Origin of the sequence: Candidatus Amarolinea dominans, from assembly GCA_016719785.1 — a bacterium.
GTDB lineage: Bacteria > Chloroflexota > Anaerolineae > SSC4 > Amarolineaceae > Amarolinea > Amarolinea dominans.
On sequence record JADJYJ010000002.1, the window covers coordinates 1 to 19,157 of the forward strand.

The window sequence follows — 19,157 nt, forward strand, 5'->3', positions numbered from 1 at the left end:
GGACGTCGTTGGCGATGCTGAACGTGGTGAAGCGCCGCGTCATCAGTAACTGCCCGCCCGATCTCCACGATCTCAATCAGCTTGGTGGGGTTGCAGTCAAAATTCACCATGTTGGCAACCTCGCTCATAAGCTGCGTGCCGGTGTTCATGGCGGCACTGCAGGCGTCGGCCTGGGTAAGGCGGAAGCGCATCGTTGGTGCCGTCACCGGTCATGGCCACCAGCGGGCGGCCGGTCTGGTACTGGCGTATCAAGCTTGAGTTTTGGCTTCGGGCGTCGCCTCGCCAGATAAAGAAGTCGTCAACGACTGCCTCGGCGGCGATGGCGGCATACAAATCAGCGGGTTATCGCCGGTGATCATAATCATCTTGATACCGATTCGCCGTAGTTGCCCAAAACACTCCTTCATACCGCCCTTGACAATATCCTTCCAACTGGATGACAACGAGAACCTCGGCATTGTCGGCCCACCACGAGCGGCGTGCCACCAGTGCGTGCATCTCTTCAACAGGGGTCTCACCGGTCATGGAAGGCGCCGCCCGTTCATGAACCGAATGTTTGCATGGCGTCAGGCGGCGTGACCCTTGCGAATCGGTGTACCATCAAGGTCAACACCGCTCATACGCGTCTGCGCAGTAAAGGGGGACGAAAAGCAACCCCCAACCCTATCAGATTCTACCGCCGACGGTGCATGCCGCGGTCGAATTGTTCCTTTGCCAGCACGACGATACTGCGCCCTCCGGCGTCTCGTCAGCCAACGAGGAAGTTGCGCCGCTCGGCGAGCGCCGCGGATCGGTGCATTCACCGGGATGAACGCCACCGCCTGGCGGTTGCCGAGCGTGATCGTGCCCGTCTTGTCCAGCAGGCACGTCCACATCGCCGGCGCTTCCACGGCGCGGCCCGACATAGCAATCACTTGCGCTGGATCAATGGTCCATCCGGCGATCCGATGGCCGAGAGCAGGCCGCCGATAGTTAGCAGGATGAGGCAGACCAGCAGGGGCAAACCAGCACCAGTGATCGTGACCGGCGTGCCCGACCGTGGCGCTGACGCGCTACACCGAATAGGCAGCAGGTTGCGCACACGACCAGGAAGATGATGGTGAAGCCCGCCAGCAGGATGTTCAGGGCGATCTCGTTGGGCGTCTTCTGCCGCCGTGCGCCTTCGACCAGGCTGATCATGCGGTCGAGGAAGCCCCTCGCCGGGCCAGCGCTGACGCACCCCGCGAGCCAGTCTGAGCAGCCCGCGTCCCACCCGTGACTGCGCTGCGGTCGCCGCCGGCCTCACGGATCACGGGGCGCTCTCACCGGTGATCGCGCTCTCGTCCACGCCGGCAATGCCGGCGATCACCTCGCCGTCGGCGGGACGGTGTCGCCGGCCTCGGCCAGGACGTTCATCGCAGCGCGCGGCCGAGGAAACAGATTCGCATTTAGTGAAGGACGGAGGCGTCGCGCGTTCGTGGCCGCCTGAGTCTCACGGAGGATCGCATCAACCTGCGACAGCTTCCTGGCCTGAGTCCATGTCTGTGCGGCGCAGCGTGGCGCTGGCCTTGCGCCCCTTGGCCACGGCTCGAGCAGGGTTGGCAAACAGCACGGTGAACCACAGCCAGATCGCGACGGCGCCGATGAAGGCTGCGGGCGCTTCCCGCAACAGACAGCCTGTATCCCGAGGAGCGTGGCGAGTACGCTGCCCACTTCCACCACGAACATGACGGGATTACGCACCATCGCGGGATTCAGGTTGACAAACGACTCCAGGATGGCGTTGCGCCACCTCACGCCGCATGGGAGTCTGTTTCTTGAGTTGGGGTCGTCATTGCAATACCTATCTTACTAGCGGCCAAGACCATGAGATGCTCGACAATCGGCCCAAGTCCCTAGCGCCGGGATGAAGCTTAGCGCCGACGATCACGATGACGCCAATCAGCCACGCGATGAAGAGCGGCGTGTGCGTGGGCAACGTCCCGCGCCCGCGGGAACTCTTCTTCTTGCTCACGAGCGAGCCGGCAATCGCCAGGGCTGGGATCGCCAGCCAGTAGCGTGAGATCAGCATGACGATGCCGAGCGCCGTGTTGTGAACGGCGTGTTCGCGCCTGGCCGGCGAAGGCGCTGCCGTTATTACCGGCCGCCGACGAAAAGGCATAGAGCACCTCGCTGAAACCATGCGCCCCAGGGTTGAAGATGGTGGCAATGCCGCCAGGAGCCAGAACTGCCACTGCGGTGCCTATCTTCGCCGCGAGGATCGGAATCAGGAGGATGAGCCAAGCCATTTTCATTTCGTAGGCTTCAATTTTCTTGCCGAGGTATTCCGGCGTGCGGCCGACCATCAACCCGGCGACGAACACCGCGACGATGACGAACGCCAGCATTCCGTACAACCCGGAGCCGACGCCGCCGTAGATGATCTCACCTAACTGCATCAGCCACATCGCCACAAGACCGCCCAACGGCATGAAGGAGTCGTGCATCGCGTTGACCGCGCCGTTCGACGCGGCTGTTGTGGCCGTCGCCCAAAGCGCAGAACTGGCAGCACCGAAACGCACCTCCTTGCCTTCCATGTTGCCGCCGGGGTTGGCAGCACTTTGCACCTGGTCAACGCCCAAGGCAGCGAGCGCCGGGTTGCCGCTCTGTTCCGCCCAGACAGCTACCGCGACCAGCACGACGAAGATGAGAGTCATGGCCGCCAGGATGGCCCAGCCCTGGCGCGTGTCGCCCACCATCTTGCCGAAGGTGTAGCAGAGCGCCGCTGGTATCAGCAGGATGGCAAGCATCTCCAGGAAGTTGGACAGCGGTGTGGGATTCTCGAACGGGTGCGCCGAGTTGACGTTGAAGAAGCCGCCGCCGTTGGTGCCCAGTTGCTTGATGGCGACCTGCGAAGCCGCCGGGCCGACGGCGAGCACCTGTTCCGTCACCATATTGCCATTGGCGTCTATCGCGGGCTGCAACAAGGCCACTTTTGATAGGGATTGAAGGTTTGCACCACGCCCTGCGAAACGAGCACCAGGGCGAGCAGGATCGAGAGCGGCAGCAGGATGTAGAGGGTCGAACGCGTCAGATCAACCCAGAAATTGCCGATCGTCTGCGCCGTATGACGGGCAATCCCGCGAGCCAAAGCAATCAGCACGGCCATGCCCGTCGCCGCGGAGACGAAATTCTGCACGGTCAGCGCCAGCATCTGCGTGAGGTAGCTCATCGTCGTTTCGCCGCCGTAGCCCTGCCAGTTGGTGTTGGTAGCAAAGCTGACCGCGGTGTTGAAGGATGAATCGGGCGACACCGCCGCGAGTCCCTGCGGGTTGAACGGCAGGATACCCTGGAGCCGTTGCAGCAGATAGACAACCAGAAGACCCAGCAGGTTGAAGACCAGCATCGCCACGGCATACGTCTTCCAGGTCATCTCGGCATCGGGTTACCGCCGCGGCGCGATAGGAGATGCGCTCGACGGGCGCCAGCACGGGGTGAAGAAACGTCCGCTGACCGCCATAGCGCGCCATGAACCCGCCCAGCGGCTTGACGAGCAGCAGCAGGACAACCAGATAGACAACAGGTAAGAGCCAATCCAAAGTACTCATCCGAATTTCTCCGGTTTCAACAGAGCCACGAACAGATAGACCAACAGCGACAGCGTGATCAGACCGACAGCCACAACCATCAGGCTCATGCGTCACCTCCCTTCAGCCATTCGCACATCCACACGAAAGCCCAACTGGCGGCGAAGAAAGCCAGTGCAAGGCCCACGAACGCGAGATCGCTCACCGAGACACCTCCATGATGTACCCCAACCATCCATTCACACCCAGCGCAGCTTATGCTACTCGACCTGGTAGGGTACGTCGGTCACTACGATGTTCTTCTTGAACAGCAGCGCAAATCGCAGGAAAGTCGCAGTCTGCATGTGCAGCAGGTTATGCCACCAGTGCTTCGGTACGAACTGGGGTACGACGATCGTGATGCGTTCGTTCTGCTGGCGCCGGCTGGCCACTTCTTCGATGTAAGCGAGCAGCGGTTCGTACATGACGCGGTAGGGTGAATCGAGAACCACCAGGCGGATTCCTTCACCCCAGGTCGCCCATTTGTCCTTGATGCGCTCGGTTTCGGTCGGCTCCACGGAGACATGGACGGCGGTCAAATCATGGGACAGCATGCGGGCATAGTGCAGCGCTTCGGGTCCCCTGGTGGACACCGCCGATGGGAAGGATGACGCGGTGACGAAACGAAGGCACGCGCGGTTGGTAGTTTTCCAGCGAAAGCTGCTTCGCCAGGCGCTTGTAGTGCGCATGGATGCGGGAAAAAGATGAAGACCAGGGTGGGCGTCAGGAAGATGACGATCCAGGCGCCATCCCTGAATTTGGTGACGGCGAAGACGATGACGACGACGGCGGTGCAAAAGGCGCCGAAGGCATTGATCACCATCTTGACCTGCCAGCCCGGTTGGTAGCGCAGCACGGACCCCGGCTCGTTCACATCCTGACCGGGAGACAAATGGCCGGCTTTCCACCACCGCCGGGCCATGCCAACCTGCGACAGCGTGAAGGAGAGGAAGACGCCGATCGCGTAGAGCGGGATCAGGGCGGTGACGCTGGCGTTGAACGCAATGATGAGCAGACTCGCAACCAGTGCAAGGGCCACGATGCCATACGAGTAAACCAACCGACTGCCTCGCAAGGTGAGCTGACGGGGCAGGAAGCCGTCGCCAGCGTGAAGGGCAGCCAACCGCGGGAAGTCGGCAAACGATGTGTTGGCGGCCAGGACCAGGATCAGGGTGGTGGCGGCGATGAGGCCCAGGTAGAGAGGGCCTTGTCCATTGAACACGGTCCGGGCCAGCTGCGAGATGACTGTCTCCTCCTCGGAGGGCACGGCGGCCATGACGCGCGAGAGGAAGCTGATGGCGAGGAACAACGTGGCTAGGATGGCCGCCATCCAGATCAAGGTGATGCCGGCGTTGCGGCTGCGCGGCTCGCGGAAGGCCGTGATGCCATTGGAGATCGCCTCGATGCCGGTCAGCGCGGCCGTGCCGCTGGAGAAGGCATGCAGGAGCAGGAAGGGGGTCACGACGCCCAAACCGGTTTCCAGCACCGCATGGGGGGGATTGCTCACGGTTCCCAGCGTCCCAGAGAGGGCGCGGAACAGGCCAACGCCAACCGTGGCAAACATCATCACGATGAAGAAGTAGGTGGGCAAGGCGAAGGTCGCACCGGATTCCCTTGACCCCGCGTAGATTGATTAACATGACAACAGCGACCAGGGCCACTGCGAGCGGTACGCGATAGGGAAACAGATCTGGAAACGCAGAGGCAATTTGCGCGACGCCAGATGAGACGGACACCGCCACGGTCAAAACGTAGTCGGTGAGGGAGGGCCGCGCCGGCGGTCTGCGGGTAATTCGCCCAGGTTATCGCGCCACGATGTAGGCGCCGCCGCCGCCGGGGTACGCGTGAATCGTCTGCTCGTAGGACACAGTGACGATTACCAGCAGGGCGGTGATGGCGATGGCGATGGGAAAGACATAACCGAGCGCCATCGTACCGGCCGCCGCCAGGATGATCAGAATCTCCTGGGTGGCATACGCGGTGGAGGAAAGCGCGTCGGAGGCGAACACCGCCAGCCCCACGAGCTTCCCGACCGTCTGATGCGGCAGGTCAATGCTACGCAGGGGTTGGCCGATAAGCCGTACCCAGATGGACTTTGCGGGGCGATGGGCGCTTCTGTGCGCTCGATGACGGTGTAGCCCTTACTCGAATCAAGTCGTTGGTTATCTAGCATAAAAAGAAATCCTGAGATTTGTCGAAGATGACAACAGTGTACTCAGGAGCGCGTCAAAGAGGAGACAAGAAAGAGGGTGAACAGGTCAAGAAAAGGTCAAGCAGGAGCCTCTCGAAGCAATACTCTTCACTTGCCAGCTATGCCAGGCGGGCCAGCGCGCTGTCCTCGACCGCGCCATAGACCGCATCGATGGCCCTTTGAACCTCAATCGTACGCGCCAGCGCGGTGACGATGCGACAGTAGGTGCGCACCTCGGCCAGCGAGAGCTGGCGCTCGGCCCGATCCTTCAGCCACTTGTGGCACACCTGGTAGCCGCCCACCTGGTATTGCCACACCTCCGGCGGCACGGGCGCGAAGTGCTGCCCCGCATTGATGGCGACGCGGCCCGCGTCCGGGTCGTAGTGGAGACCCTTGCCCTTGGCCACGCGGCCATCGCCCGCGCCCTCGAAGCGGGCCAGCGGCGGATCCAGCTCTGGCGACCGCAGCAGATGCAATTCGACCAGGCGTCCGCCCAATGCGGCCAGCGCATCGAAAAGCTCCCGGTCGGCCGTCAGGGGGATGCGTGGGAAGTCCAGGCGCAGGAAGCCGGCGTACCTGGCGCGGTAGGTCGGCGCGTAGAGCACCGCGTAGACGTAATGGAAGATCGCTTCGGGCGTTGGGCCGCGGCCATGCGCGGCGGCCAGCGCCGCGACGATCTGAGGATTCAGGTTGGGATGCCGTTCCACCGTCTCCAGGTGCGAGAAGAGATCGCGGCGGTCGGCGGCGGAGTAGAGGTAGAGGGGGAAGATGTAACCACGTTCACGGGTGCGGTTGGATACCGCACAATTGTCGGTGGCAATCTGGCTCACCATCGCGTGACACCAGGGCAAGCTCGCTAGTTGTCGGCATGTCACTAATGCAACGTTCTCCTGCGCCAATATGTGACGCATAATGTCAGCACGCGGTCGACAGATGAACCCCCCCGAACGTCCAGTGTAGTAGGTGTAACGGATGTCAAAGGGCCTGTAAAGCAGAGGTAGAACCTTTTCGCGGGTAGGACCTGAATCAAGTAAGTCCTTCTGCGCTAATGCTACTTTCCAATCAGATGTGTCATCACCCAGCCTGAAAGCAGATCGAGATAGTTCGGGGGCCAGTTGAACGAACGTCGTGACAGCCCGCCAGATCTCTTGCTGATCCCAATGAATAGTGAGATGATCTCGCGCCGTGTATAGTCCGACGTTTTTGATGGGAAACAAATCCGTAATCGACGTAAAGGCATTATAGGGTGCTAACCCAGTCTCATCTCGTGGCGTGAGGAGGTAGAATGGCGAAACGCTTGTGATCTGTTGCCAGATCGTGTTGGTGACGTCGTGATCTTCCAGCCAGGTGTATTTTGAGGGTCTCAACCCCCACAAATCTGCATGATGTATGTGCGCTTCACGTTTGCTTTGATCACCGCGCTTGACGAAGAAGACAATGGCGACCCCCTGGCGGATGTCGAAGACGTTCTCGTCCACGCCACCGCCGGGCGCGCGCTCGCGTTTGAGCACATTGCCGTGCAGATCCAACACGTAGATCTCATCGAAAGTGCGCAGCAGGCTTTGCCGCATCCCGCGGAAGGTTGGGTTGTCCAGGTAGCCGTGGTTGGTGATCATGCCGACGACCCCGCGACCGGCCTGCTCGACCTTCCACTGGGCAAAGCGCAGGAACTTGACGTAGTCATCTTGCAGACCCCTGGGGTTTTTCTCGCCCAACGGCTGACCATCCACCTGCTTGTAGGCATTGATTTGATCCGTAATCCATGCACTTCGATTGGGCGAAGCATAGGAGTAGGGCGGGTTGCCCAGGATCACCAGGACGGGCGTCTGCCGTTTGACCTGGCCGGCCAGTCGCGATTCTTCGGCCAGCGCGGAGAAGCCCGGCAGCCGGCTCTGCGCCAGTTCCGCCATGTCCAGAGTGTTGGTCAGGTAGAAGCGTACGCGCTCGTCGTCGGCCAGGCGGTGGCCCAGCTCCTCCAGGAAGAAGCTCATCTTCAGGTGGCCCACCGCGTAGGGCGCCATCATCAATTCGAAGGCGTAGAAGTCGCGCAGCACGTGGTTGCGGATGAACATCTCGCGTGCGCCCGCGCCATACTTGCCCTCGAACTCCCGCACCGCCTCTTGCGCTGCGCGGGCCACAAAGGTCATCGTGCCCGCTGCCGGGTCGAGCAAAGTCACATCGTCGGACGCCAGGCCGTCTGCCTTGCCGAACTCAGTTTTCAGCAGGCTGTGCAGCGAGCGCACGATGTAGGAGACGACCGGCTCCGGCGTGTAGTAGACGCCCTGGCGCTCCCGCTCCGCGGGGTCGTATGCAGCCAGGAAGGTCTCGTAGAAATGGACGATGGGATCGCTCCCCTTGCCGTCCCGGAAGTAGGCGGCCAGGATGCCGGGCGCATCGGCCGCGGCGAGCACTGCGGCAATATCATCCACGATCCACGCCAGTTCAGTCGGCAGGTCGCCCAACGAGATGAAGCGGAACAGGTCGCGCAGCACGCCGATGGTGCGCGGAATGCGGTCGAACGCGGCGCGGCGGCTAAACGGCTCGTGCGATCGCACGCGCGCGGCGAAGAGGCCATAGGTGATCGTCTGGGCGTAGAGGTCGGCGAAATCCTCCGGCGTCAGCCCACCGATGAGGAACTGCTGGAACGCTTCGAAGAAGCCGGTCAGTGGGCCGGGCGCATCCCGCTCTTCGGCCAACTGCCGCGCCACGATATCGCGCAGGAAGCGGGTGCGGCCGGCTAGTTCCACGGCCAGCGACTCTGCCGAGAATGTCCTGGGCAACGAAAAGTCCAGGAAACGGTCGAGTAAACCGGCCAGTGCTCCCGCGTTCTCGGCGGGCGGGACCATGCGCAGTTGGTTGAGCACAACCGGCCGACCCAGCAGCGCCGATTCCACCCGTTGGCCGTCCCGGTAGAGGCGAAACTCCAGGAAGTTGGTCAGGATCAGGTTGGGGAAGGTAGCCCGGTAGCGACAAAGCTGCTCCGACCCTTCGATCAGGTCGAGGTGCTCCTCGGTCGGCTTTTTGGCTTCGATGTAACCGATGATGCGATCAACGCCATTCCAGATACGGAAGTCAGGATTGCCCGCGTCGGTGGGCCGGGGCAATGTGGTGACATGCGTGTCGGTCCGGCCGGCTGCCTGCGCCGCTGCGGTCAAAAGGGCGCTCAAGGCCGGATAGAAGCTCTCCTCCCGCGCGTCCCCGCGGCGGGCGATCTCGGCCAGGGTTTGAAGGTATGGCTTGCAGTTGAGGCGCTGAGGCATGGCGTGGTCCTATCAATGATGTGTGCGGGACATTATAGTGCAGACAGCCTGCAGCCGCCAAAAGCACGACAGCGTCATAGGCTAGCGGACAACCCACGGATGGTGTAACGTGAACCCTTGTGCTACAATTCGTGATAGGTTGACTCAACGAGAATGGAGCTTTGATTCGATGTCTTCGGAGGCAATCCATGACCGGGCATACTCTTCTGAAAGCTGATCCGCTCCCCTGGCTGCTGGCCGAGAATGGGCCGGGCGTGCGCTACCTGGCGCTGCGTGACCTGCTCGATCGGCCGGCCGATGACCCGCAGTTGGCGGAGGCGCGCCGCGCCGCACACCGCGCCGGGCCGATTGCCGCCGTCCTCGCACAGATGGACGCGGCCGGCTTTTGGGCCGAGCCTGGCCCCGGTTACTATCCCAAGTATCGCGGCTCCGTCTGGGCAGTCATCTTGCTGGCGCAGTTGGGCGCTGCGAGCAGTGAAGATGAGCGCATCGGCCGGGCCTGCGCCTACCTGCTGGATCACGCGCTGACGCCCGGCGGTCAGTTCTCGGTCAACGGCGCGCCCTCCGGCACGGCGGATTGCCTGCAGGGCAACCTCTGTTGGGCGCTGCTGGAGCTGGGCTGCGCCGATTCGCGGCTGGAAGCCGCCTTCGACTGGCTGGCGCGCAGCGTCACCGGCGAGGGGATCGCACCGCTGGAGGAAAAGAGTGCGCCGGTCCGCTACTACGCGGGCAAATGCGGTCCGGACTTCGCCTGCGGGTCGAACAACAAGCTGCCGTGCGCCTGGGGCGCGGTCAAGGTGATGCTGGCCCTGGGGCGCTGGCCGGCCGCCAGGCGAACACCCGCCATGGAACGGGCCATCGGCCGCGGGATCGCCTTCCTGCTGGGCACAGACCCCGCCCTGGCCGGATACCCCAATGGCTGGGCCGAGAAGCCCAGCAGCAACTGGTGGAAGTTCGGCTTTCCCGTTTTTTACGTCACCGATCTGCTGCAAAACGTCGAAGCGCTGGTCGCATTGGGTTACGGTCACGACCCGCGCCTGGCCCACGCGTTCGATGTGATCCACTCGAAGCAGGATGCCGCGGGGCGCTGGCCGTTGGAGTACGACTACGCCGGCAAGACCTGGACCGACTTCGGGGCCAAAAAGCAGCCCAACCCGTGGGTCACACTGCGTGCGCTGCGGGCGTCGAAGACGGCGTCGCGGGGGTCAGGTCATCACGCACCGCCTGCTTGAGCGGCAGGCCGATACGATTGATGATCAGCCTGCTGGCCGAAGGGATCACACTGGATCGCCCCGGTCAGGAATCGCTCGTCGTTGTAGACGGGGACGATCACCGACACCTGTTCAGTTGCGCGCCATTTCCCATCCTGCGATGGTGCGCTGAGCCAGGTCGAAGCGCACGCCGATCAGGTAGACCGGCTTGAGGTTGCCCAGGTACGGCTCGGCGTAGCCTTGCCGCCGGATTTGGGCCAGCGCGTCAGCCGGGGTTCCTTCCAGCTTGAACTCGAAGATGAACACCCCTTCGGCCAGCTCGACGATCGCGTCGGCCTGACCCCGACTGGAGCGCACCTCCACGCCGGTTTGCAGCCCCAACAGGCGGAACACCAGGTAAAAGACGGTCTGGTAATAGCGCTCCTGGGGCATCTGGATGTCATAGGGGATGCTGGCGAAGAAGGCGCGCAGGATGGCGAAGGCCTGATCGAAATCGGCCGCCTGCAGCGCCTCACGCAGCCGCCACAACTCCGCGCCGGCCGCGCCGATGTCAGATGGTGTGAACGCAGCCAGCAGGTAGGTCAGGAAGGCGTGCTCGACTTCGTAATTGGGGTAGCCCAGGCGATAGAGGCGGCTGGTCGGATCGTAGCGCTTGATGGTCAGGTAGCCGGTCTGGTAGAGCAGCGGCACCACCGGCAGCTCATCCAGCTCGTAGGCGCTGAAGGCCAGGTCGCTTGAGTCGAGGTTGCCCAGCTCGCGCACGTCGTAGCCGCGCTGCTCGATCAACTTGATCAGGAAGGTCGGCGTGCCCGTGTCGAACCAGAAATTGCCGAATCGCTTCTGGCTGAGCATGAGCCACAAGGAGAAGGGGTTGTAGACCGATTGGCAATCGGCCGCAAAGCAGAAACCGTTGTACCAGTTGCGCACCTGCGCCAGCAGCGCATCGAAGGCAACCTGTTCCTGATCGGCCATTTGCGCCAGATAGCCGGTCGCATGGTCGAGCAGTTCCGCCTCGGTCACGCCGAGCAAGGTCGCAAAACGAGTGTCCAGGCTGATGTCCTCCAGGTTGTTCAATCCCGAAAAGACGCCGACCTTGCTGAATTTACTCACACCGGTCAACATAACGAAGCGAATGTGGGCGTCCATGCCCTTGATGACGCCATAGAAGCCGCGCAACACTTCGCGCACGCGGCGCGCCTCGGCCAGGTCGTCCAGGTGATCGAGCAGCGGCTTGTCGTACTCGTCTACCAGGATCACGACGCGGCCGTCGCCCGCCAGCCGCCAGACCAGCTCGCGCAAGCGCTTGAGGTGGTCGCCCGGCCCCAGCGCGATGCCGGCCCGTTCCCCCAACTCGCCCAGCATCTCGGCCAGCACGAGCTTGAGGTGCTCAGCGTTCTCGGCGCGATAGAGGCTGAGATCCATGCGGATGACCGGGAAGGGGCTGCCAGTCGTAGGGCTGGTCGTCGAGCCACAGCCCGCGGAAGAGCGGTCGGTTGCCGCGGAAGACTCTCCTCCAGGGTCGAGATCAGCAGGCTCTTGCCGAAGCGTCGCGCTGCGCCAGGAAATAGACGCCCGAGGGGTTGCGGATCAGCTCGTGATCCAGCGCGCCTTGTCCACATACAGATAGCCGCCTTCGATCAGCTTGCGAAAGCTCTGGATGCCGATGGGCAACAGTTTGAGCATCATTGCACCTCCTCCTGAACCGCGTCGAACTCGTCAATGATCAACCAGCCTCCACCTCCGCCTCACGAAAGAGGGTGGTCTTGCCCGTCTGCCGCGCGGCGTTGAGGGTGAGATAGCACCCCAGGGAGATTATAGCATCTTCGCCCCGCTGCTGGCAATCAGAGCCGCGCGGTAACTGCTCAGCCAGGCAGTGAGAATGGTCTCGATAGCGCCCGGAGTGCCCCCCTGCCCCCCAATCCTGGGGGAATGCGTCTCCCCCCAAAGTTGGGGGGTCGGGGGGCAGGTCAAGACGGGCTGATCCATGTTGCGCCGTGGACAGCCAACGCCGCGTCCAGGGCGTTCGGCCCCCTCCCCCACCGGGGGGGCAGGTCATCCTCGGGCCGCCGTCCCTGCCCCGGCGTCTCCCCATTGGGGGGGCAGGGCTGTCCATTTGTCCGTGGAAGCCACGCGCCAGGGCCTGGCTTCCCTGCGCCAGGTATGCCAGGGGCAACACGGTGACGCGCTCGGCCAGGGGATAGGGGCGCTCACCGGGATAGAGGACGATCAGGTGATCGAGCGCCAGATCCGTCAGCGCGCTGCGCATGGAAGGGGTGAGCCGCGGCGCGTCCATGCGCTTGCACTCGACGCCCACGCGACGGCCACCAGTAAACAGCAGCAGATCAAGCTCTGCGCCGGAGTGCGTGGCCCAGAAGTAGGCCTCGTCCGGATCAACCGCCTTGATGACCTCTTCGATCACATAGCCCTCCCACGAGGCGCCGCTCTTGGGATGCAGCCAGAGATCACGTTCCTCGCAGGCCCAACATCTGGTGCAGGGATGCCGGTATCCCGAAAATAGAGTTTGGGTGACTTGATCTGCCTCTTGCCCAGGTTGACGAACCAGGGCCGCAGCTGGCGCACCATGAAGGCGCCCTCGAGCAGATCGAGGTAGCGCCGCACCGTGGACTCGCTGACCTCGAAATTGCGCGGTTTCGGCGGCATTCCAGACCTGGCCGTGGTAATGGGCCAGCATGTTCCAAAAACGAAACATGCTGGCCGCGGAAATGCTCACGCCCAACTGTGGCAGGTCTCGTTCCAGAAAGGTTTGGATGAAGTTCCGGCGCCAGGCCAGGCTGTCAGCGTCCGATGCAGCCAGGAAAGAGAGGGGGAAACCGCCGCGCTGCCAGTGGCGCATTTGCATCTCGACGCCGACCTCGGCCAGGCTGAAACCGGCCATGCGGATGATCTCCAGCCGGCCGGCCAGTGTTTCTGATGATTGGCGCAGCATGGCGGGCGAGGCGCTGCCCAGGATCAGGAAACGCGCCGGGAGGGGCGTGCGATCGCAGAGCACGCGCAACAGTGGAAAAAGCTCGGGCCGGCGTTGGATTTCGTCAATCACCACCAATCCGGTCAAACCCTGCAAGGCGGTCATGGGCTGGTCGAGCCGGGCCAGGCTGATCGGGTCTTCCAGGTCGAAGTAGTTCATCGAGTCCGCGGGGACGAACTCGCGGGCCAGGGTCGTCTTGCCGCATTGGCGCGGCCCGATGAGCGCGACGACCGGCTGCGCGTCAGCGCATGTGTGATGTCTTGCTGTAATTGTGGTCGTGGGTAGATCATGGCGTCATTATACCCTGAAAATCCATCATATCAAGACGGATTTTCAAGGTATTTCTCTGATTTCACTCATACCGGAAGCGCGCCACCCCCACCGCGAAGAAGATGGCGGCAAAGCCGAGCAGGACGCCCACCTCTGGCAGCACGCCCATCACGCCCTGCCCACGCAGCAGCAGATCGGTCATGCCCTGCATGGCCCAGGTGGTGGGCAGCACCTTGACGGCCGTGCGCACCGTTTCTGGAAACAGCTCGATGGGATACCAGCACCCGCCCAACAGGGCCATGACCATGCCCAGCATGATGCTCAGGCCGTTAGCCTGGCTGGCCGTCTTGACGAAGGCGCCGAGCATGGCGCCCAGCGCGGCCGCGGCCAGCGTCGAGGCGATCATCACCAGCGCCAGCCCGGCCGGCTGATCCGCCCAATTCACGCGCAGGACAACGACACCGAACAGGATCAGCAGGGTCATCTGCACCAACGCCCAGAAGACGTTGCCCAGGATGGAGCCGAGCAGGAAGGCGCCCTTGCAGGTCGGCGTGGTCAGCAGACGGCGCAGGGTGCCGGTCTGCCGCTCGAACGCGAACGCGGCCGAGATGCCGATGAGCGGATGAAGACCCAGGTGATCAACTGCCCGGCCGAGGAGTTGGCGGCCGGGTCGTACTTGACCGGATCCTGCGGCGCGCAGACCGGTTCCAGGCGGTCCGGCGCCTGCGCCATCGATCCTAGGCGCGACCAGGGCGGCGTCGAAAAAGGCGCTGCGACCGGCCTCGTCTGCGAAGGGCCGCAGGCGCTCCGCCTCCGCCACGGCCTGGCGACCAATGCTGACACGCTGCCCAGCCGGTAGAGCACGGCCTGCACCGAGGGGCCGGCCGCCGCGCCGTTGAGATTGTTGGGCAGTTGGCGCAGGTCGAGGACGATCTCGCCCGTCTCCAGGGCGGCCAGGTCGCAGTTGGCCGGGATGACCAGCAGGGCCGAGGCGGCGCGATCTGCGAACGCAGCCTCCTCCGCCAGGGTCACCACTTCAGGCCGCACCACCCGATTTCGCCAGCTCCGCGATGATCTGCTGCGAAAGGGGCGACCCGGCCTGGTCGGCCACCAACAGGTGGATGCGGTTGTCGGCCGGCGCGCCCGTGCCGCCGGCCAGAATGAAAGTGAAGACGATGGGCAGGATGAGGAAAAAAAGCAGTTCCGACCTGCTCGCAAAGCGCAGCAAGGTGTCTTTCCAGATGATGCTCAAAATTTTCATGACGCCTCCCAACTCATTTGCTTCTCACCTCAGGCTTGCAGCAGCGAGCGGCGGTTGAACAGGGCGATGGCCGCGGCGGCCAGGGCGAGGCCCATCACCAGCACCCAGCAGGCTGGCCCAGATCGGCCAGGGTGCCGCCCAGGCCCAGGGTGGTGAAAGCCATCCAGCCCCCAGGCGTTGGGCGTGACCCTGCTGAGCCATTGGAACCACGATGGCATGATGTTGGTCTGCACAAGCTGCCGCCCAGGATGCCGAAGGTGAGCATGACAGCCGTGCCGACGGCGGAAACCTGGCCCGGCGTCTGCGCCAGCGCGGTGATGAGCATGCCCCAGCCCAGCGCGCCGAACACCGCGGCCAGGATGAGCACCAGCAGGCCCAGCGGGTCGCCCAGCGCAGGCCGAACAACAGCGAACCGGTGAGGATCAGGATGAGCATCTGCAAGACGCCGGTCAGATAGGCGCCGAACAGTTTGCCGAGCAGCGCCTGGGCGCCGGTAGTGGGCGAGATGAGCAGCCGCGCCAGCGTGCCCTGCGCCTTTTCGGCCAGGAGCGAGCGGCCGCCGTTGGTGACGGTGAACATGAGGAACAGGAGCGCCATACTCGGCGCCATGTAGGCCATCGGGTTGAAGGGCTGCTGTTCCTCGCCGCTGGCAGAGAACTGCAGCCGGATGAGCGGGCTCGGCTGCAGACGCTGCGGTCTGGCGCTGGCCTACGGCCACGGCGAAATCCTGCGCCTGGTCGCGCGATCAGGCCGGCGGTCAGCGCCTGCACGACGATCACCTGGCCGGCCACGCGGCCCGTCTCCACGCGACTGATGAACCCTTCGACGATGGCCTGGATCACCCCGGCGCTCACCGGCCAGGCCGATTTTGTGGACTTCGATTTTCACCGCCTGCCCGGACGGCGTCTGACCGCTGCGGGGGATGATGCTGTCGCTGAAGCCCGCGGGTACGATGACCGCCGCGGCCGCCTGGTCCGCATCCACCTGGCCGCGAGCCCCGGTCGCGTCCGCCACGAGCGTGGGCAGCAGCAGCCCGGCCAGATCTTCAGATCGGAGCAGGTCTGCCAGGGCCTGGCCCAACTGGCCGTCGTCCTGGTTGACGACCAGCACCGGGATGGCCGCCACCCCGCTGGTGCTGCTGCGACCCATCTGGCCGGGTGACGAAGCCCAGGCCGATGGTCAGCAGAAAGGGCGTGAGGAGCATAAAGGTGAGCGCGGCTGGTCGCGGAAGATCAGTTTGACATCTTGAGACCGATGAGGATGAGCTTTTCATGATCTGGCTCCTGGTCAATCGCGCAGGCCGCGGCCGGTTAGCTGGAGGAACACCGCTTCCAGGTTCGGCTCGCACATGTCAATGGAATGAATCTTGATGCCGCGGTCGTTGGCGCGTCACCACCGGCGCCAGGATTTCCTCCGCCTGGTGTGTAGTCAGCGCGATCTCGTGATCGGTGACGTTGACCTGCAAAACGCCTGCAATGGGGCGCAGCGACTGCGCCAGCGCCTCGGCGTCTTCGTCCCGCGCCGACGTGCAGGACCAGGGTCCGTTCTCGCCCACCTGGCGGGGTCAGCTCGGCCTGGCTGCCCAGGGCGATCAGTTCGCCGTGGTCCATGATGCCAACCCGGTGCGAAAGCTCCTGGGCCTCCTCCATGTAGTGGGTGGTGTAGAGGATGGTCATGCCCTGGCGGTTCAGCTCCTTGACCGAGTCGAGGATGGCGCGGCGGGACTGCGGGTCAATACCGACGGTCGGCCCGTCCGTGAAGAGCAGCCGGGGGCTTTGCAGCAGGCCAACGCCGATGTTGACGCGGCGCTTCATGCCGCCGGAGTAGGTCTTGACGCGCTCTTTGGCGCGCCCGGTCAGGCCGATCTGCGCCAGCACCTCGTCCACGCGAGCGGCCAGCGCCTTGCCGGCCAGGCCGTACATCTGGCCCCAGAAGACCAAGTTTTCGCGGGCGGTCAGGTCGTCGTAAAGGGCCAGTTCCTGCGGCACAACGCCGATAGCCCGGCGCACATCCATCGGACTGCGGGTCACGGAATGGCCGGCGATGACTGCATCCCCGCGGGTGGGTGCGTAGAGGGTGGAAAGCACCGAGATGGTGGTGGTCTTGCCTGCACCGTTGGGGCCGAGCAGGCTGAAGATCTCGCCCTCCTGGACCGCGAAGGAAATGCCCTTCACTGCGGTGAAGTTGCCGTACTGCTTGACCAGTTCATAAACTTCGAGAATTGGAGACATATGTATCCCGTCCTTCACGTCGAAGACGTTGTTCCTGCCTTGTTGAACGCCGCCGCGACGATCTCCTGCGCCTCGCTGAAGATCAGCTTGAGGTGCTGCTAGCGCGGAAGCTCTCCGCATAGATTTTGTAGATGTCCTCCGTGCCCGGCGGCCGGGCCAAAACCAGCCGTTCTCCAGTGACCACCTTCAAACCGCCGATTGGCGCCTGGTTGAAGGGCGCACGGAATCAGCCTGGCAACGATCCGCTCGGCTGCCAGGTCCGCGCGGCGACCATGTCTGGCGACAGCCGTTCCAGCGCGGCCTTTTGGGCCGGCCGTGGCGACGACATCAGCGTTCATAGACCGGGCTGCCGAATTGCGCGGTCAGGTTCCGGTAATGCTCGCCCGGATCGCAGCCTGTCACCGCGGTGATCTCGGCCGCCAACAGGTCGAGGATGATGCCATCCTTGTCAGTGGTCCACACGGCGCCATCCTGACGCAGGAAGGACGCGCAAGCTCTCTTCGCCGCCGAAGCCAAAGGAGCCGTCCATCAGGCCATCCACGAACCACTTGAAGCCCACGGGCACCTCACACAACCGTCGGCCCAGGGAGGCTGCCCGCGGTCAATCATAGAACTGGACACCAGCGTCTTGCCCACGGCGTCCGCTCGCCAGCCGGGCCGGTTCTGGAACAGATACCAGATGGCAAACGGCCAGGTAGTGGTTTGGATTCATCAGCCCGACGCTGGGCGTGACAATGCCATGCCGGTCCGCGTCCGTGTCGTTGCCGAAAGCGATGTCGAAACGGTCCTTCAGCCCGATCAGGCTCGCCACATGGCATAGGGCGACGAGCAGTCCATGCGAATTTTGCCGTCCTTGTCCACGGTCATGAAGGAGAAGGTAGATCTATTCTTGGGGTTGACCACGGTCAGGTTCAAGCCGTAGGTCTCCGCAATCGGCTCCCAATAGGCCACACTGGCGCCGCCCATAGGATCAGCCCCGATCCGAAGGCCAGACGCGACGATGGCCGGGAAGTTGATGACGTGGCGCAGGTCCGTCACGTAGGGGGTGATGAAATCGTAGAGGTGCGTGGTCCCGGCTTTCAGGGCGCGAGCCAGCGGCATGCGCTTGACGGTCCCGAGCCATCATCCAGGATCTCATTGGCGCGGTCTGCACGCCTTCTTGACGGTGGTGTCGGCTGGGCCGCCCGCTGGGGGGTTATACCCAGAGCCGCCGTCGCCGGGCGGGATTATGGGAGGGTGCCCACCACGCCGTCGGCCAGACCGCTCTCCGGCGCGGTTGTGGGCCAAGATGGCATGCGAGATAACCGGGTTGGGCGTGTGCCCGAGCCACATTGAACGACGCATCTCCGCCGTTGGCGGCAACACCTCGACCTCCTTCACCAGCGCCGCTCTGACAGGGCGTGGGAGTCCATGCCGATGAACCCAGCGGTCGGTGATGCCCTGCGCCTGGCGATATTCCACAGAGGGCCTGCTAGACCGCCAAGATGTGGCTTCGTTGAAACTCTCCTTGAGGGATGTTCGTGCCCGGAGGTGCCGGGAAGGCCACGCGGCTGCGTCGGATCGGCCAGATCCGGCCCTGGTGTACGTAGGCCGAGATCAGGCGCGGAACATTGACCAGGGTTTCGAGGGGGGCCGGATGCTTGCCCGCCAGCGGTGGATGTCATGGCAAAGCTCCTTTCTCGTCGGAAATAGAGTCAACAGGTTCATTCCTTCTCTCCGGGAATCGAATCTTCAATTTCCAGAACCTGAAACCGCTTGATCGCGCTTGATCAAGCCATTGGTGGAAGCGATCGTGGGTGCACACATCGCCCCGGCCTGAAGCTCCGGCAAGATGGCCGTATGGTTGTTTGCCCAACTCAACGCCCTACTGATCGAAGCGGGAGTTGATATCCCAGATCGTTTCGCGTGAAAGATTCGTGCCGTACAGCGCGACGAGTAACACCGAGAACGGTCGGCGTCAGTCGATAGAGCAAGGAGTTGGTCGTCAAGCCGGTGAAGGTCTTGTGATCGCCAGCCCGTCCAGCCTTTACTTGGGCTGTCGGCCCAGCATATCAGCCGGCGCGGGCCTCCGCTGTCGTTTTGCCCTTCATCATCAGTGCTTGGGTCTGGGCCAGTAGTTCGAGAGCAGGATGGAATGATGATCGCCCCGCGGGTTGTGGCTTT

The 19,157-nt window shown here is 63.4% G+C and carries 12 protein-coding genes and 4 pseudogenes; 1 reads left to right on the forward strand and 15 read right to left on the reverse strand.

Annotated features, from left to right (window positions below; all coding sequences use genetic code 11):
- The 6 genes and pseudogenes from IPM84_03650 to IPM84_03675 form a co-directional block, all read right to left on the reverse strand.
- Positions 1–206 (reverse strand): hypothetical protein (locus IPM84_03650; GenBank protein MBK9091866.1); only part of this gene is annotated, 206 nt, incomplete at its 3' end.
- 1,280 nt (positions 207–1,486) lie between these two features.
- Positions 1,487–1,648, reverse strand: coding sequence for a hypothetical protein (locus tag IPM84_03655; protein MBK9091867.1), 162 nt, complete (start codon positions 1,646–1,648; stop codon positions 1,487–1,489).
- 124 nt (positions 1,649–1,772) lie between these two features.
- Positions 1,773–3,566, reverse strand: a pseudogene (gene kdpA, locus IPM84_03660) (potassium-transporting ATPase subunit KdpA).
- Positions 3,563–3,655: a K(+)-transporting ATPase subunit F gene (gene kdpF, locus IPM84_03665; protein ID MBK9091868.1), complete on the reverse strand. Its 93-nt coding sequence runs from the start codon at positions 3,653–3,655 to the stop codon at positions 3,563–3,565. The pseudogene kdpA and the gene kdpF overlap by 4 nt, the downstream one beginning before the upstream one ends.
- Before the next feature lie 150 nt (positions 3,656–3,805).
- Positions 3,806–5,674, reverse strand: a pseudogene (locus IPM84_03670) (amino acid permease).
- A 220-nt stretch (positions 5,675–5,894) separates the two neighbouring features.
- A complete protein-coding gene (locus tag IPM84_03675; GenBank protein MBK9091869.1) occupies positions 5,895–9,035 on the reverse strand; it encodes an N-6 DNA methylase in 3,141 nt (1,046 codons plus the stop codon).
- Positions 9,036–9,223: 188 nt separating this feature from the next.
- Between IPM84_03675 and IPM84_03680 the strand changes: the two genes are divergently transcribed.
- Complete coding sequence (locus tag IPM84_03680) at positions 9,224–10,267, forward strand: nitrogen fixation protein NifH (protein MBK9091870.1); 1,044 nt, start codon at positions 9,224–9,226, stop codon at positions 10,265–10,267.
- 111 nt (positions 10,268–10,378) lie between these two features.
- Here the strand turns inward: IPM84_03680 and IPM84_03685 are convergent, their stop codons facing one another.
- From IPM84_03685 to IPM84_03725, 9 genes and pseudogenes are all read right to left on the reverse strand, one after another.
- On the reverse strand, positions 10,379–11,668 hold the full coding sequence (locus tag IPM84_03685) for an AAA family ATPase (protein ID MBK9091871.1): 1,290 nt from the start codon (positions 11,666–11,668) through the stop codon (positions 10,379–10,381).
- Between the two features lie 165 nt (positions 11,669–11,833).
- Positions 11,834–11,932 (reverse strand): AAA family ATPase, encoded by a 99-nt coding sequence (locus IPM84_03690; protein MBK9091872.1) that lies wholly within the window; start codon positions 11,930–11,932, stop codon positions 11,834–11,836.
- A gap of 37 nt (positions 11,933–11,969) precedes the next feature.
- Positions 11,970–13,391: pseudogene (locus IPM84_03695) on the reverse strand (ATP-binding protein).
- A 193-nt stretch (positions 13,392–13,584) separates the two neighbouring features.
- Complete coding sequence (locus IPM84_03700) at positions 13,585–14,322, reverse strand: ABC transporter permease (GenBank protein ID MBK9091873.1); 738 nt, start codon at positions 14,320–14,322, stop codon at positions 13,585–13,587.
- A 216-nt stretch (positions 14,323–14,538) separates the two neighbouring features.
- Positions 14,539–14,763 (reverse strand): hypothetical protein, encoded by a 225-nt coding sequence (locus tag IPM84_03705; GenBank protein MBK9091874.1) that lies wholly within the window; start codon positions 14,761–14,763, stop codon positions 14,539–14,541.
- A gap of 24 nt (positions 14,764–14,787) precedes the next feature.
- Positions 14,788–15,372 carry an ABC transporter permease gene (locus tag IPM84_03710; GenBank protein MBK9091875.1) on the reverse strand — a complete coding sequence of 195 codons (585 nt, stop codon included), beginning with the start codon at positions 15,370–15,372 and terminating at the stop codon, positions 14,788–14,790.
- A gap of 99 nt (positions 15,373–15,471) precedes the next feature.
- Positions 15,472–15,912, reverse strand: coding sequence for a hypothetical protein (locus tag IPM84_03715; GenBank protein ID MBK9091876.1), 441 nt, complete (start codon positions 15,910–15,912; stop codon positions 15,472–15,474).
- 161 nt (positions 15,913–16,073) lie between these two features.
- Positions 16,074–16,994 (reverse strand): ATP-binding cassette domain-containing protein, encoded by a 921-nt coding sequence (locus IPM84_03720; protein ID MBK9091877.1) that lies wholly within the window; start codon positions 16,992–16,994, stop codon positions 16,074–16,076.
- Positions 16,995–17,008: 14 nt separating this feature from the next.
- Positions 17,009–18,645, reverse strand: a pseudogene (locus IPM84_03725) (alpha-D-glucose phosphate-specific phosphoglucomutase).
- Positions 18,646–19,157 lie beyond the last annotated feature (512 nt).

Excerpts from the sequence above, each read along its gene's own strand:
- kdpF (MBK9091868.1), bottom strand. The coding sequence starts at position 3,655 with ATGAGCCTGATGGTTGTGGCTGTCGGTCTGATCACGCTGTCGCTGTTG.
- IPM84_03675 (MBK9091869.1), bottom strand. The coding sequence starts at position 9,035 with ATGCCTCAGCGCCTCAACTGCAAGCCATACCTTCAAACCCTGGCCGAG.
- IPM84_03680 (MBK9091870.1), top strand. The coding sequence starts at position 9,224 with ATGACCGGGCATACTCTTCTGAAAGCTGATCCGCTCCCCTGGCTGCTG.
- IPM84_03685 (MBK9091871.1), bottom strand. The coding sequence starts at position 11,668 with ATGGATCTCAGCCTCTATCGCGCCGAGAACGCTGAGCACCTCAAGCTC.
- IPM84_03690 (MBK9091872.1), bottom strand. The coding sequence starts at position 11,932 with ATGATGCTCAAACTGTTGCCCATCGGCATCCAGAGCTTTCGCAAGCTG.
- IPM84_03705 (MBK9091874.1), bottom strand. The coding sequence starts at position 14,763 with ATGAAAATTTTGAGCATCATCTGGAAAGACACCTTGCTGCGCTTTGCG.
- IPM84_03710 (MBK9091875.1), bottom strand. The coding sequence starts at position 15,372 with ATGGCGCCGAGTATGGCGCTCCTGTTCCTCATGTTCACCGTCACCAAC.
- IPM84_03715 (MBK9091876.1), bottom strand. The coding sequence starts at position 15,912 with ATGGGTCGCAGCAGCACCAGCGGGGTGGCGGCCATCCCGGTGCTGGTC.
- IPM84_03720 (MBK9091877.1), bottom strand. The coding sequence starts at position 16,994 with ATGTCTCCAATTCTCGAAGTTTATGAACTGGTCAAGCAGTACGGCAAC.